Source organism: Alsobacter ponti (assembly GCF_024294805.1).
In the GTDB taxonomy this organism is placed as follows: domain Bacteria; phylum Pseudomonadota; class Alphaproteobacteria; order Rhizobiales; family Beijerinckiaceae; genus Alsobacter; species Alsobacter ponti.
On the sequence record NZ_JANCLU010000006.1, the window covers coordinates 79,240 to 93,365 of the forward strand.

Annotated in this window: 8 protein-coding genes; 6 read left to right on the forward strand and 2 right to left on the reverse strand. The window is 68.9% G+C overall.

What is annotated here, in order from left to right; all coding sequences use genetic code 11:
* The first annotated feature begins 99 nt into the window (after positions 1-99).
* From NK718_RS08040 to NK718_RS08050, 3 genes are all read left to right on the forward strand, one after another.
* Positions 100-5,205, forward strand: coding sequence for a HAMP domain-containing protein (locus NK718_RS08040; RefSeq protein ID WP_443092883.1), 5,106 nt, complete (start codon positions 100-102; stop codon positions 5,203-5,205).
* Between the two features lie 16 nt (positions 5,206-5,221).
* Positions 5,222-6,988: a response regulator gene (locus NK718_RS08045; protein WP_254740423.1), complete on the forward strand. Its 1,767-nt coding sequence runs from the start codon at positions 5,222-5,224 to the stop codon at positions 6,986-6,988.
* Positions 6,989-7,074: 86 nt separating this feature from the next.
* On the forward strand, positions 7,075-7,392 hold the full coding sequence (locus NK718_RS08050) for a c-type cytochrome (protein WP_254740425.1): 318 nt from the start codon (positions 7,075-7,077) through the stop codon (positions 7,390-7,392).
* A gap of 30 nt (positions 7,393-7,422) precedes the next feature.
* Here the strand turns inward: NK718_RS08050 and NK718_RS08055 are convergent, their stop codons facing one another.
* Complete coding sequence (locus NK718_RS08055) at positions 7,423-8,679, reverse strand: aminopeptidase (RefSeq protein WP_254740427.1); 1,257 nt, start codon at positions 8,677-8,679, stop codon at positions 7,423-7,425.
* 80 nt (positions 8,680-8,759) lie between these two features.
* Positions 8,760-10,151 carry a M20 family metallopeptidase gene (locus NK718_RS08060; protein ID WP_254740429.1) on the reverse strand — a complete coding sequence of 464 codons (1,392 nt, stop codon included), beginning with the start codon at positions 10,149-10,151 and terminating at the stop codon, positions 8,760-8,762.
* 242 nt (positions 10,152-10,393) lie between these two features.
* Here NK718_RS08060 and NK718_RS08065 point away from each other — a divergent pair, with 242 nt between their 5' ends.
* Genes NK718_RS08065 through NK718_RS08075 form a run of 3 tightly spaced genes read left to right on the forward strand, consistent with a single transcriptional unit; the run spans position 10,394 to position 14,124 of the window.
* Positions 10,394-11,986 (forward strand): ABC transporter substrate-binding protein, encoded by a 1,593-nt coding sequence (locus NK718_RS08065; RefSeq protein ID WP_254740431.1) that lies wholly within the window; start codon positions 10,394-10,396, stop codon positions 11,984-11,986.
* A 1-nt stretch (position 11,987) separates the two neighbouring features.
* Complete coding sequence (argE, locus tag NK718_RS08070; protein WP_254740433.1) at positions 11,988-13,139, forward strand: acetylornithine deacetylase; 1,152 nt, start codon at positions 11,988-11,990, stop codon at positions 13,137-13,139.
* Positions 13,140-13,152: 13 nt separating this feature from the next.
* Positions 13,153-14,124 carry an ABC transporter permease gene (locus NK718_RS08075; protein ID WP_254740435.1) on the forward strand — a complete coding sequence of 324 codons (972 nt, stop codon included), beginning with the start codon at positions 13,153-13,155 and terminating at the stop codon, positions 14,122-14,124.
* The last annotated feature ends 2 nt before the right edge of the window (positions 14,125-14,126 follow it).

Sequence of the window (14,126 nt, forward strand, 5' to 3'; positions counted from 1 at the left end):
GTGGCGCGCGAGGTGGGCACGGAAGGCCGCCTCGGGGGCCAGGCCCAGGTGCCGGGCGTCGCCGGCACGTGGAAGGACCTCACCGACAACGTCAACTCGATGGCCTCGAACCTCACGGCGCAGGTCCGCAACATCGCCGAGGTGTCGACCGCCATCGCCTCGGGCGATTTGTCGAAGAAGATCACCGTGACGGTGAGCGGCGAGATCCTGGAGCTGAAGGAGACCATCAACACGATGGTCGACCAGCTCAACGCCTTCGCCTCGGAGGTGACGCGCGTGGCGCGCGAGGTGGGCACGGAAGGACGCCTCGGCGGCCAGGCCAACGTGCTCGGCGTCGCCGGCACGTGGAAGGACCTCACCGACTCGGTGAACTCGATGGCCGGCAATTTGACGGCGCAGGTCCGCAACATCGCCGACGTCTCCACCGCCATCGCCAACGGCGACCTGTCGAAGAAGATCACCGTCGACGTGAAGGGCGAGATCCTCCAGCTCAAGGAGACCATCAACACCACCGTCGACCAGCTCAACGCGTTCGCCTCCGAGGTGACGCGCGTCGCGCGCGAGGTCGGCACCGAGGGCAAGCTGGGCGGCCAGGCGCAGCTCAAGGGCGTGGCGGGTACGTGGAAGGACCTCACGGATTCCGTGAACTCCATGGCCTCGAACCTCACCGGCCAGGTGCGCAACATCGCCGAGGTCGCCACCGCGGTGGCGCAGGGCGACCTCTCCAAGAAGATCACCGTCAACGTCAGCGGCGAGATTTTGCAGCTCAAGGAGACCATCAACACGATGGTGGACCAGCTGCGCTCCTTCGCCGGCGAGGTGACGCGCGTGGCGCGCGAGGTCGGCACGGAAGGCCGCCTCGGCGGCCAGGCCCAGGTGCCCGGCGTCGCCGGCACGTGGAAGGACCTCACCGACTCGGTGAACTCGATGGCCGGCAACCTCACCGCGCAGGTGCGCAACATCGCCGAGGTGTCGACCGCCATCGCCAACGGCGACCTGTCGCGCAAGATCACCGTCGACGTGCGCGGCGAGATCCTTCAGCTGAAGGAAACGCTGAACACCATGGTGGACCAGCTCAACCGGTTCGCCTCCGAGGTGACGCGCGTGGCGCGCGAGGTCGGCACCGAGGGCAAGCTGGGCGGCCAGGCCCAGGTTCCCGGCGTCGCCGGCACGTGGAAGGACCTCACCGAGAACGTCAACTCGATGGCCTCGAACCTGACGGGCCAGGTCCGCAACATCGCAGAGGTGACCACCGCCGTGGCGCGCGGCGACCTCTCCCGCAAGATCACCGTCGACGTGAAGGGCGAAATCCTCGAGCTGAAGAACACCATCAACACCATGGTGGACCAGCTCAACGCCTTCGCCGGCGAGGTGACGCGCGTCGCCAAGGAGGTCGGCACCGAGGGCAAGCTGGGCGGCCAGGCGCAGGTTCCCGGCGTCGCCGGCACGTGGAAGGACCTCACCGACAACGTCAACTCGATGGCCGGCAACCTCACCGCCCAGGTGCGCAACATCGCCGAGGTGGCGACCGCCATCGCCAATGGCGACCTGTCGCGAAAGATCACCGTCGACGTGCGCGGCGAGATCCTGCTGCTCAAGGAGACGCTGAACACCATGGTCGACCAGCTTCGCTCCTTCGCGGGCGAGGTGACGCGCGTGGCGCGCGAGGTCGGCACGGACGGGCGGCTGGGCGGCCAGGCGGTCGTGCCGGGCGTCGCCGGCACGTGGAAGGACCTCACCGACAACGTCAACCTGCTGGCGGCGAACCTCACCACCCAGGTCCGCAACATCGCCGAGGTGACCACCGCCGTGGCGCGCGGCGACCTGTCGCGCAAGATCACCGTCGACGTGAAGGGCGAAATCCTCGAGCTGAAGAACACCATCAACACCATGGTGGACCAGCTCAACGCCTTCGCCGGCGAGGTGACGCGCGTGGCGCGCGAGGTCGGCACGGAAGGCAAGCTCGGCGGCCAGGCCCAGGTGCCGGGCGTCGCCGGCACGTGGAAGGACCTCACCGACACCGTGAACGTGATGGCCGCCAACCTCACCGAGCAGGTGCGCGGCATCGTCAAGGTGGTCACGGCGGTCGCCAACGGCGACCTCAAGCAGAACCTCACGGTCGCCTCGAAGGGCGAGGTGGCGGCGCTCGCCGAGACCATCAACAACATGACCAACACGCTCGCCACCTTCGCCGACCAAGTGACGACGGTGGCCCGCGAGGTGGGCGTGGAAGGCCGCCTCGGCGGCCAGGCCAACGTGCCCGGCGCGGCCGGCACGTGGAAGGACCTCACCGGCAACGTCAACCTGCTGGCCGCCAACCTCACCACGCAGGTGCGCGCCATCGCCGAGGTAGCGACGGCCGTGACCAAGGGCGACCTGACCCGCTCGATCCAGGTCGACGCGCGCGGCGAGGTCGCTGAGCTCAAGGACAACATCAACACGATGATCGGCAACCTCCGTCTCACGACGGAGCGCAACACCGAGCAGGACTGGCTGAAGACCAACCTGGCCCGCTTCACCAACATGCTGCAGGGCCAGCGCGACCTCGGCACCGTCGGCCGCGTGCTGCTGTCGGAGCTGGCGCCGCTGGTCGACGCGCAGCACGCCGTCATCTACCAGGTGGAGACCGAGGGAGGCGTCAGCCTCAAGCTGCTCTCCGCCTATGCCGGCGACGGCGCGCCGGACCAGCCCGAGCGGCTGGAGATCGGCGAGGGCCTGATCGGCCAGTGCGCCCGCGACGCCCGCCGCCTGCTGATCTCCGACATCCCGGAGGACGTGTCGCCGATCCGCTCCGGCCTGTTCAGGGTCACGCCGCGCAACGCCATCGTGCTGCCGGTGCTGTTCGAGGGGCAGGTGAAGGCGGTCATCGAGCTGGCCACGGTCGGCTCCTTCACCGACCTCCAGATGTCCTTCCTGGAACAGCTCACAACCGGCATCGGCATCGTGCTCAACTCGATCGAGGCGACGATGCAGACGGAGGGCCTGCTGAAGCAGTCCCAGCAGCTGGCCGGCGAGTTGCAGGCGCAGCAGCGCGAATTGCAGCAGACCAACGAGCAGCTGGAGCAGAAGGCCCAGCAGCTCGCCGAGCGCAACCACGAGGTGGAGGCGAAGAACCAGGAAATCGAGCAGGCGCGCCGCGCGCTGGAGGAGAAGGCGACCGAGCTGGCGCTGACCTCGAAGTACAAGTCCGAGTTCCTCGCCAACATGTCGCACGAGCTGCGCACGCCGCTGAACTCCATCCTCATCCTCGGCCAGCAGCTCGGCGAGAACCCGGACGGCAACCTCACGGCCAAGCAGGTGGAGTTCGCGCGCACCATCCACGGCGCCGGCACCGACCTGCTCAACCTCATCAGCGACATCCTCGACCTGTCGAAGATCGAATCCGGCACCGTGTCGGTCGACGCGGAGGAGATCTTCTTCTCCAACCTGCTCGACGTCATGGCCCGGCCGTTCCGACACGAGGCGGATAACCGCAAGCTGTCCTTCGAGGTCGTCACCTCGCCGAACCTCGAACGCTCGATCATCACCGACTCCAAGCGCCTCCAGCAGGTGCTCAAGAACCTGCTGTCCAACGCCTTCAAGTTCACGGCGCAGGGCGGCGTGAAGCTGCGGGTGTTCCCCGCGGCGACCGGATGGAGCGCCGACCACCCCAGCCTCAAGCACGCGCCCGGCGTGGTCGCCTTCGAGGTCTCGGACACCGGCATCGGCATTCCGCCCGAGAAGCAGCGCATCATCTTCGAGGCGTTCCAGCAGGCGGACGCGGGCACCAGCCGCAAGTACGGCGGCACCGGCCTCGGCCTCGCCATCAGCCGCGAGCTGGCGAACCTGCTGGGCGGCGAGATCCAGCTGCGCTCGACCCCCGGCGTCGGCAGCACGTTCACGCTCTATCTTCCGCTGACCTATGTCGGCGCGCCGATGAACGTGCGCCCGGTCCCGGCCGACGGCGCGCCGCTTCCCATGCCGCAGCCACAGCGGCTGATCGAGGCCCCGGCCGAGCCGATGAGCGACGACCGGGCCAATCTGCAGCCCGGCGACACGGTGCTGCTGATCGTCGAGGACGACCCGCACTACGCCCGCGTCATGGTCGACCTCGCCCACGACAAGGGGTTCAAGGTGCTGGTCGCGATGCGCGGGGCGGAGGCGCTGGCGCTCGCCCGCGAGTACAGGCCGCACTGCATCTCGCTCGACGTGTTCCTGCCCGACATGCTCGGCTGGACGGTGCTGAGCCAGCTCAAGCAGGACGCCGCCACGCGCCACATCCCGGTGCAGATCATCACGCTGGACGAGGACCGGCAGCACGGCCTCGCCCGCGGCGCGTTCTCCTTCATGAGCAAGCCGACCACCACGGAGGGGCTGGAACACGCGCTCGCCAAGCTGCGCGAGTTCACCCTGCCGCGCCGCAAGCGCCTGCTCGTGGTGGAGGACAACCCGGCCGAGCGGCTCGGCGTCACCGAGCTGCTGGGCCACGACGACATCGACATCGCCACCGCCGAGACCGGCGCCGACGCCATGTCGATGCTGCGCGACCAGCCCACCGACTGCGTGGTGCTCGACCTCAAGCTGCCGGACATGTCCGGCTTCGAGGTGCTGGAGCGCATCCGCGACGACGCCAGCCTCGCCGAGGTGCCGGTGGTGGTGTTCACCGGGCGCGAGCTGTCGCCGGACGAGGACGCCCAGCTTCACACCATGGCGCGCAGCGTCGTGGTCAAGGGCGTCGAGTCGCCCGAGCGCCTTCTCGACGAGACGGCCCTGTTCCTGCACCGCGTCGTCTCCGACCTGCCGGCCGAGAAGCAGCGCATGCTGGAGCGGCTGCACAGCTCCGACGACGACCTGATCGGGCGTACCGTTCTGCTCGTTGACGACGACGCACGCAACATCTTCGCGCTGTCGAGTGTTCTGGAACGAAGGGGCATGACGGTCCTCACGGCCACGACGGGCACCGAGGCCATTTCGGTCATCGAATCCGAGCCGCAGGTCGCCATCGTCCTGATGGACATCATGATGCCGGGGATGGACGGGTATGAAACGATGCAGGTCATCCGGGCCAACCCGGCGTTCCGGCGGCTTCCCATCATCGCGCTTACGGCCAAGGCGATGAAGGGGGACCGCGAGAAGTGCCTGGAGGCGGGCGCCTCCGACTACCTGGCCAAGCCCGTCAACACCGAGCAGCTCCTGTCAGCGCTGCGCATGTGGCTGCACCGTTGAGCCCGGAGTCGCGATCATGATGACTTCCGCCCCGGGGAAGGTGAACATCCTGCTGGTCGACGACCAGCCGGCGAAGCTGCTGAGCTACGAGGTGGTGCTGGCCGAGCTGGGCGAGAACCTCATCAAGGCGTCCTCCGCCCAGGAGGCTCTCGGCCACCTGCTGAAGACCGATGTCGCCGTCATCCTCGTCGACGTCTGCATGCCGGAGCTGGACGGGTTCGAGCTGGTGGCGATGATCCGCGAGCATCCCCGCTTCCAGCGCACGGCCATCATCTTCGTCTCGGCCATCCAGATCACCGACCTCGACCGCCTGCGTGGCTACGAGGCCGGCGCGGTAGACTACGTGCCCGTCCCGGTGGTGCCGGAGGTGCTGCGGGCCAAGGTCCGCGTGTTCGCCGAGCTGTACCGCAAGACGCGCCAGCTCGAAGTGCTGAACGCCGAGCTCGAGCAGCGCGTCGCCGAGCGCACGGCGGCGCTCGAGGCCACCGCCTCGGAACTCAAGCAGCTCAACGACGAGCTGGAGCAGCGCATCGAGGACCGCACCCGGGAGCGGGAAAGCGCGCTGGCGCAGCTTTTCGAGGCGCAGAAGCTCGACACGATCGGCCAGCTCACCGGCAGCGTGGCGCACGACTTCAACAATCTGCTGATGGCGGTGATCGGCAGCCTGCAATTGCTGCGAAAGCGCCTGCCGGACGATCCGCGCTGCCACAGATTGCTCGATAACGCGCTGCTCGGCGCCGACCGGGGCGCGGCATTGACGCAACGCCTGCTCTCTTTCGCCCGCCGCCAGGAGCTGAAGCCCCAGGCCGTGCACCTGGCCGGGCTCGTCGCCGGCATGGAGGACCTGTTCAAGCGCGCGCTGGGGCCGCTGGTGCAGGTCCACCAGAACTTCCCGTCCGACCTGCCGCCGGTGCGCGCCGACGCCAACCAGCTCGAACTGGCGCTGCTCAACATCGCCATCAACGCGCGCGATGCGATGCCGCTCGGCGGCCTGCTGCGCATCGCCGCCACGGCCGAGACGGTGGAAGCCGACGACCCCTCCCGCCGACTGTCGCGGGGCGACTACGTGCGCATCTGCGTCAGCGACAACGGCGTCGGCATGGATGCCGAGACGCTGGCCAAGGCGACCGAGCCGTTCTTCACCACCAAGGGGCCGGGCAAGGGAACGGGGCTCGGCCTGTCGATGGTCCACGGCCTCGCCGCCCAGTCGGGCGGCTCGCTGACGATCTCCAGCCGGAAAGGCGAGGGCACCAGCGTCGAGCTCTGGCTTCCCCAGGTGGCCGACACGGTGGCGGCGCTGCCGCTCAACGCCAAGACCACGACCAGCCACGACATGCTGCCCGTGGCCCCGTGCTCCGTGCTGGTGGTCGACGACGACCCGCTGGTGATGATGGGCACCGTCTCGATGCTGGAGGATCTCGGCCATACGGCGGTGGAGGCCAGGTCGGCCGCCGAGGCGCTCGCGGCGCTGCGCGCGGGACGGCGCGTCGACATCGTCGTCACCGACCACGCCATGCCGGAGATGACGGGCACGCAACTCGCCAACCGGCTGCGGGAGGAATTTCCAGACATGCCGGTCATCCTCGCCACCGGCTACGCCGAGATCGGGCCCGAGGATCAGGCCGCCTGCCCGAATCGCCTCGCCAAGCCCTTCACCATCGACGACCTCGCGGCGGCGCTCGCCACCGTGCGGCGATCGGGAGGGCTTTCCGGCAACGTCGTTCCGCTGCGGCCGGGCGGCGAAAGGGAGGCCGGCGACGGCGTGGCGACCTCGCGCCGCTGACGCCCGGGCGGCCTGAGCCTCACAACCGGCTTGCGCTTCGCAACCTCCGCGCGTCTGATGCGGCGAAGGCTGGACGGAGGTCATCCATGAAGCTGCGACGCGTCGTCATCGCTCTGACGGTTCTGGTGGCCGCGGCTGCCCCGGCCGCGGCGGCGGACATCTCGGCGGGCAGGGAACTCGCCCGAAAGTGGTGCTCCGAGTGCCACGTGCTCGGGGCCGTGCCGTCGGGCGCGCCGGGGCAGGGGCCGGCCTTCGCCGACGTCGCTCGCATGCCGTCGACGACGGGGCTGAGCCTGTCGGTGTTCCTGCGCAGTTCGCACGCGAACATGCCCAATCTGATCCTGACGCCCACCGAGAGCGACGACCTCGTCGCCTACATCCTCAGCCTCGCCGGGAAGAGCTGACGGCCGGCTTCGACGCCGGCCGTCGCGCCGTCAGGCCCATTCGCCCTTGCGGAACACCGGCGTGACGCGTCCGTCCGCGTGGACGCCGTCGATGTCCACCTGGTCGGAGCCGATCATCCAGTCGATGTGGATCAGGCTCTTGTTGCCGCCCTGCGCCGCGACCTGCTCGGGCGTCATCTTCGCGCCGTCGACGAAGCACTTGGAGTAGCACTGCCCAAGCGCGATGTGGCAGGCGGCGTTCTCGTCGAACAGCGTGTTGAAGAACAGGAGCCCGCTGCGCGAGATCGGCGAGGAGTGCGGCACCAGCGCGACCTCGCCGAGGCGGCGGGCGCCCTCGTCCGTGTCGAGCACCTTGTTCAGCACTTCCGCCCCACGCGCGGCCTGCGCCTCGACGATGCGGCCGTCCTCGAACCGGACCGAGATCTCGTCGATCAGCGTGCCCATGTAGGAGAGAGGCTTGGTGCTCGACACGCGCCCGCTGACGCGCAGGGCGTGCGGCGTGGTGAACACCTCTTCCGACGGGATGTTGGGGTTGCAGGTGACGCCGTTCTTCGCTGTCGACGCGCCGCCCTGCCAGAGATGGCCGTCGGCGAGGCCCACCGTCAGGTCGGTGCCGGGGCCGGTGAAGCGCAGCGCCGCGAACCGATGGTCGTTCAGCCACGCGGTGCGGGCGTGAAGCGCGGCGTTGTGGGCGGCCCAGGCCGCCACGGGATCGTCACCGTCGACGCGCGAGGCGGCGAAGATGGCGTCCGCCAGCCGCGCGACCGCGACGTCCTCCGGCTGGTCGGGGAACACCTGCCGCGCCCAAGCGGCGCCAGGGAAGGCGATGATGTTCCAGTTGATGTCGAAATTGGCGATCTTCTCCAGCGCCGGCTGGTAGGCCTGCGAATTGGCGCGGTTGGCGCGCGACACCTTCGAGGGATCCTGCCCGGCAAGCAGCATCGGGTCGTCGCCGACGATCGCCAGCCGGGCCGTATTGGCGGCGAAGGCCTTGGCCGCGCCTTCGTAAAGCCAGGCCGGCGCGCGGTCGAAGCTCGCGTCGGCCCCGTAGCGGTAGCGCGCCAGCGTGATTTCCTCGTCGGAGAGGATGGGCGTCACCAGTCCCGCCCCCGCCTTGTAGGCATGCTCCACCACGCGGCGTACCAGCGGCAGCGCCGCGACCGGCGCGGTGAGGAACAGGTCCTGCCCCGGCTGCAGCTGCAGGCCGACCTTCACAGCCAGTTCGGCGAGGCGGTCGAGCTTCACGGGATCGATGTGGGCGGCGATGCTGCGCTGATGCGACGTCATGGAATCCGGTCCTTGCGAGGGAGGACCAGTTCTAGCGCGCCGCCGCCGGCTTGTCCGCCTTTTCCCGCCCGCCGCCCCGCTCAGGCCGGCGGAGCGGGAGAGGGCTCGCCGATGTCCCAGTACAGCCCCGCCATCATCTCCAGCCCCTCGCGCGCCACCGCGATCGGCAGGTGCTCGTCGGCCGCGTGCTGGCGGCAGCCGGGGTAGGAATGGGGGATCCAGATGGTCGGCAGGCCGAGCAGGTCGCAGAAGATGTTGTTCGGCAGAGAACCGCCGAGGTTCGGAAGCACCGCCGGCGCGCGGCCCAGCGTCCGCGCCAGCGAGTCCTTCACCCGCGCCACCCAGGGATGGTCGGGGTCGAGCCGGCTCGCCAGGAAGATAGCGTCGGTGGATGGCGTCACCTCGATGGTCTCGAAGCCGTGCAGGTCGAGGTGCCGGCGCACGGCGGGCACCACCGCTTGCGGGTCGACCCCCACGGGAAAGCGCAGCTGCATCCGCGCGGTGGCGCGCGGAGGAATGGCGTAGAGCGGCCGCGCGAGGTTGCCGCATTCCATCTCCATCACTTCGAGCGAGCTCCAGCCGAACACCTTCTCGGCCGCGCTCAGCCCGGGCTCCCCCCACCACGGCTCGATAGCAGGGTCCTCCGGCGTCGGCTCCGGCGCGCAATCCTCCAGCGCGCGCCGCACATTGGCGGGGATGGCGGCCGGCATCAGCTCCGGCACGCGGATCTCGCCGTGCCGGCCGATCAGCGAGGCGATGGCGTGCGCCAGCTCGACGCCGGGGTTGGAGAGCAGCCCGCCCCAGTTGCCCGAGTGGTGAAAGCCCTCGCGCGTCTCGCGGGTCAGATGGAAGCTGAGCCCGCCGCGCGCCCCCAGGAACAGCGTCGGCCGGTCCAGCGCCAGGCGGGGGCCGTCCGAGGCGATGAACACGTCGGCGGCAAGCGCCGCCTTGTGGTCCCGGCACATCTCCTCGAGGCCGAGCGAGCCGGATTCCTCGCCCATCTCCAGCAGGAACTTGCAGTTGAAGCCGAGCTTGCCGCGCGTCTCGATGACGCTGCGCAGCGCCGCGATGTTGACGGCGTGCTGGCCCTTGTTGTCGGCCGTGCCGCGCCCGTACCAGCGCCCGTCGCGCTCCGCCAGCGTCCACGGCGACATGCCCGGGCTCCACTGCGCGTCGAGGCCGGTCACGACGTCGCCGTGCCCGTACTGGAGAACCGTCGTCGCGCCGGGGTCCTCGATCCGCTCCGCCAGCAGGAAGGGACCGGGCGCGATGTCGTTCGAGAGCACGCGCGTCGTGAAGCCCATGGCCTCGAAGGCGGGAATCATCTCGGCGGTCAGGTAGTCCGAGAGCGCGGCGCGCATCGTCGGCTCGCGGCTCGCGCTGGGGATGGCGACGAGGCGCGCCAGCCACGCGGCGAAGCCGCCGCTGTCGAGGAAGGCGGCGGCGTTCCGGATGGCGGCTTCGCGTGTCATCGTCAGTCCCCGGCTGGTCTCGGCGGCATTCGAGCATGGCCGCTCCGGCGCGCCGCCGCAAGCCGCCTCAAACGAGGCAGCCGGGGAAAAATCAGCACGAAATCAAGGCATTGTGCCGGAATCCGGAATCAATATCGAAATTGCCTTCGGTCGAAATGTTTTAGCATTGAAATAGTTTTGGCGCGCTCCTATCGTGCCTGTGCTCCGCGACGACGCGGCTGGGCCAGGCGAGGGGACGTCCAATGCTCACGGTGAATCGCTCCATCAGGATCGGCATTCTTGCGGCGGCGCTGGCGTCGCCACTCGCGGCGCCCGGCGCTTCCGCCGCGACGTTCAAGTTCGCGAGCCCCGTCGACGCCTACACGCTGGACCCGCACGCGGTCAGCAACACGCTCGTCTTCGCCATTCTCGGCAACATCTACGAGCCGCTCGTCCGCCGCGGCGGCGACCTCCAACTCGAGCCGGCGCTGGCGACCAAGTGGACGCTGGTCGACAACAGCACCTGGCGCTTCGAGCTGCGCAAGGGCGTGAAATTCCAGGACGGCGGCGACTTCACCGCCGACGACGTCGTGTTCTCGTTCGAGCGCGCCAAGGCGGGCGGCATCAAGAGCAACCTGTCGACGCTGGAGTCGGTGAAGAAGGTCGACGACTACACGATCGACATCAAGACGCGCGGCGTCGATCCCATCGTGCCGATGGAGATCACCAACTGGTTCATCATGAGCAAGGCCTGGTCCGAGAAGAACGGCGCGGTGCAGCCCGGCTCTCCCGACAACAAGGTCGAGACCTTCGCCAACCGCAACGCGATGGGAACCGGCCCCTTCAAGCTCGCCGGGCGCGACCCGGGCGTGAAGATCGAGTTCGAGAAGAACCCGGCGTGGTGGGACAAGCCGGTCGGCAACATCGACAAGGCGACCTTCTTCGTCATCCCCAACCCCTCGGCCCGCGTCTCCGCGCTCGTGTCGGGGGAGGTTGACATGATCGACACGCTGCCCCCGCAGGACACGCAGCGCATCGAGCAGACCAAGGGCCTCAAGGTGCTGGCCGGGCCGGACCTGCGCGTCGCCTTCCTCCTCGCCGACGTCAACCGCGACGAGCTGCTCTACAGCGACGTGAAGGGCAAGAACCCGTTCAAGGACAAGCGCGTGCGCGAGGCGATGCAGCTCGCCATCGACCTCGATGCGATCAAGACCAAGGTCATGCGCAACTACTCGAAGCCGCTCGGCCTCGCCATCGCGCCCGAGGTCAACGGCTTCGATCCCGAACTGGGCAAGCCGGTTCAGCCTGACGTCGCCAAGGCCAAGGCGCTGCTCACCGAGGCAGGCTATCCCAACGGCTTCTCGGTGACGTTCGACTGCACCAACGACCGCTTCATGAACGACGAGGCGACCTGCATCGCCATTTCCGGTTCGCTCGGCCGCATCGGCATCAAGGCCGAGCCGCGCGCCCAGACGACCAGCAAGTGGGCGCAGCAGATCAACCCGCCGGGCTACAACACCAGCCTGACCATGGTCGGCTACTCGCCCTTCACCTACGACGCGCACATTTTCCTCACCTCGCTGCTGCACAGCCGCGACGCGGCGGGGCGGGGCGTGTTCAACATCGGCGGATATTCCAACCCGAAGGTCGACGAGCTGATCGCCCAGATCCAGAGCGACACCAACCCGGACAGCCGCCGCCAGAAGATCCGCGAGGCGCTGAAGATCGCCAAGGACGACGTCGCGCTGATCCCGATCCACCAGCTCAACATCCTGTGGGCGGCCAAGGACACGGTGAACGTGGTGCAGCCGGCCGATCTCGCCTACCCGCTGCGGCTGTTCTCGGTGAAGCAGTAAGATGGCCCGCGCCGCCGCCATCGCCGGCCAGCTGGAGAAGCTCGTCTCGTTTCCCACGGTGAGCAGCGCGTCGAACCTCGACCTCCTCGATTACGTCGAGGCCGAGGTGGCGCCGCTCGGGGCCCGGCTGCGGCGGTTCCCCAACGCCGAGGGCGACAAGGCAAGCGTCCTCGTCTCGGTCGGCCCGGAGGCGCCGGGCGGCCTCGTCTATTCCGGCCATACCGACATCGTGCCGACGGAGGGGCAGCCGTGGACCGGCGACCCCTTCGCCCTGCGCGAGCGGGACGGCCGCCTGATCGGCCGCGGCGCGACCGACATGAAGGGCTTCCTGGCCTGCTGCCTGGCGGCGTTGCCGGAGATCGCCTCCGGCCCGCTGCGCCGGCCGGTGCACCTCGCCTTTTCCTATGACGAGGAGGTCGGCTGCACCGGCGTCGGCGACATGGCGCGCTGGATCGGCGCGTCCGGCCTGGCCCCCCGTCTCGCCGTGATCGGCGAGGCGACGATGATGGACCTCGTCTCGGCCCACAAGGGCGGGCTGATCGGCTGGGCGACGGTGAAGGGCAAGCCCGGCCATTCGTCGCAGCCGGACCGCTACGTCAACGCCGTGATGGTCGCGGCGGAGCTCGTCTCCTTCATCAACCGCATCCGCGAGGACATGCGCGCCGGCCCGCGCTTCGAGGGGCTGGACCCGCCCTGGTCGACCATCCAGGTCAACCAGATCGCCGGCGGGCTGCACGGCAACATCGTCGCGGCCGAGTGCCGCTTCTTCTGGGAAATGCGCATCATCCCCGGCCAGAGCGAAGACGACGTCTTCGCGCGCATGGAGGCCTTCGCCCGGGACCTTGAGCGCGACATGAAGGCGATCGACCCCGAGACCTTCATCCGCCTCGACGTCCAGTCGCGCATCCCCGGCCTGAGCCCGAGCGGCGATCCGACGCTGGAATCCGAACTGCTGTCGCTGCTCGGACGCAAGGCGCCCCGCGCCGTACCGTACGGGACCGAGGCCGGCATTTTCCAGCGCGCCGGCATGCCGTCTGTCGTCATCGGGCCCGGCGACATCGCCGACGCCCACCAGCCGGACGAGTCCGTCGCCATCGACCAGCTCGAGCAATGCACCGACATGCTCGTCCGGCTGGCCGAAAGCTGTCGCTGACGCCGGGGCCCGGATGTTCCGCTACGCTTCAGCCAGGATCGCGCAGACCGTCGTCGTTCTTCTCGCCATCGCCTTCATCGGTTTCCTGCTCGTCTCCAATCTCGGCGACCCGCTGGCCTCGCTGCTGCCGCCGGACGCCACGCCGCAGGACCGCGCGGCGCTGATCGCCACGCTCCATCTCGACCAGCCGGTGGCGATGCGGTTCCTGACCTTCCTGAAGGGGCTGCTGGTCGGCGACTTCGGCATCTCCTATCGCTCGCACGAGCCGGTCGCGGCGCTGATCTGGGAGCGTCTGCCCGCCACCGTCGAACTGGCCTTCGCCAGCCTCGCCATCACGCTGCTCGTCGGCGTGCCCCTCGGCGTCTATTGCGGCATCCGGCCGCGCTCGGCGCTGGCGAAGGCGGTGATGTTCGTGTCCATCGCCGGCGTCACGCTGCCCACCTTCGTCGTTGGCATCCTGCTCATCGCGGTATTCTCGGTGAAGCTCGGCCTGCTGCCGTCGTTCGGGCGCGGCCAGACGGTGGATCTCGGGTTCTGGAAGACGGGGCTGCTGACCGCCTCCGGCTGGCGCGCGCTGGTGCTGCCGGCGATCACGCTGTCGCTGTTCCAGGTGACGTTCGTCATCCGCATGATCCGCACCCAGCTCATGGAAGTCGGGCACAGCGAGTTCATCCGCTTCGCGCGCGCCCGCGGCGTGGAGGCGCGCAGGATCTGGTTCGTCCATGCGCTGAAGAACACGCTGCTGCCGGTCATCACCGTCCTGGCGCTCCAGTTCGGCAACATCATCGCGTTCTCGGTGGTGACCGAGAACGTGTTCGCCTGGCCGGGGCTGGGTTCGCTGTTCCTCCAATCCATCCAGACGGCCGACATGCCGGTCATTTCCGTCTACCTCATCATCATCGGCGCGATCTTCATGATGCTGAACCTGCTCGTCGAGCTCAGCTATCCGCTGATCGACCAGCGCGTCCTGCGCGAGCGGGCCTGACC

Coding starts and splice junctions, on each gene's coding strand:
- NK718_RS08055 (WP_254740427.1), bottom strand. CDS start 8,679: ATGACGTCGCATCAGCGCAGCATCGCCGCCCACATCGATCCCGTGAAG.
- NK718_RS08065 (WP_254740431.1), top strand. CDS start 10,394: ATGCTCACGGTGAATCGCTCCATCAGGATCGGCATTCTTGCGGCGGCG.
- NK718_RS08040 (WP_443092883.1), top strand. CDS start 100: ATGGCCTCGAACCTCACGGCGCAGGTCCGCAACATCGCCGAGGTGTCG.
- argE (WP_254740433.1), top strand. CDS start 11,988: ATGGCCCGCGCCGCCGCCATCGCCGGCCAGCTGGAGAAGCTCGTCTCG.
- NK718_RS08045 (WP_254740423.1), top strand. CDS start 5,222: ATGATGACTTCCGCCCCGGGGAAGGTGAACATCCTGCTGGTCGACGAC.
- NK718_RS08075 (WP_254740435.1), top strand. CDS start 13,153: ATGTTCCGCTACGCTTCAGCCAGGATCGCGCAGACCGTCGTCGTTCTT.
- NK718_RS08050 (WP_254740425.1), top strand. CDS start 7,075: ATGAAGCTGCGACGCGTCGTCATCGCTCTGACGGTTCTGGTGGCCGCG.
- NK718_RS08060 (WP_254740429.1), bottom strand. CDS start 10,151: ATGACACGCGAAGCCGCCATCCGGAACGCCGCCGCCTTCCTCGACAGC.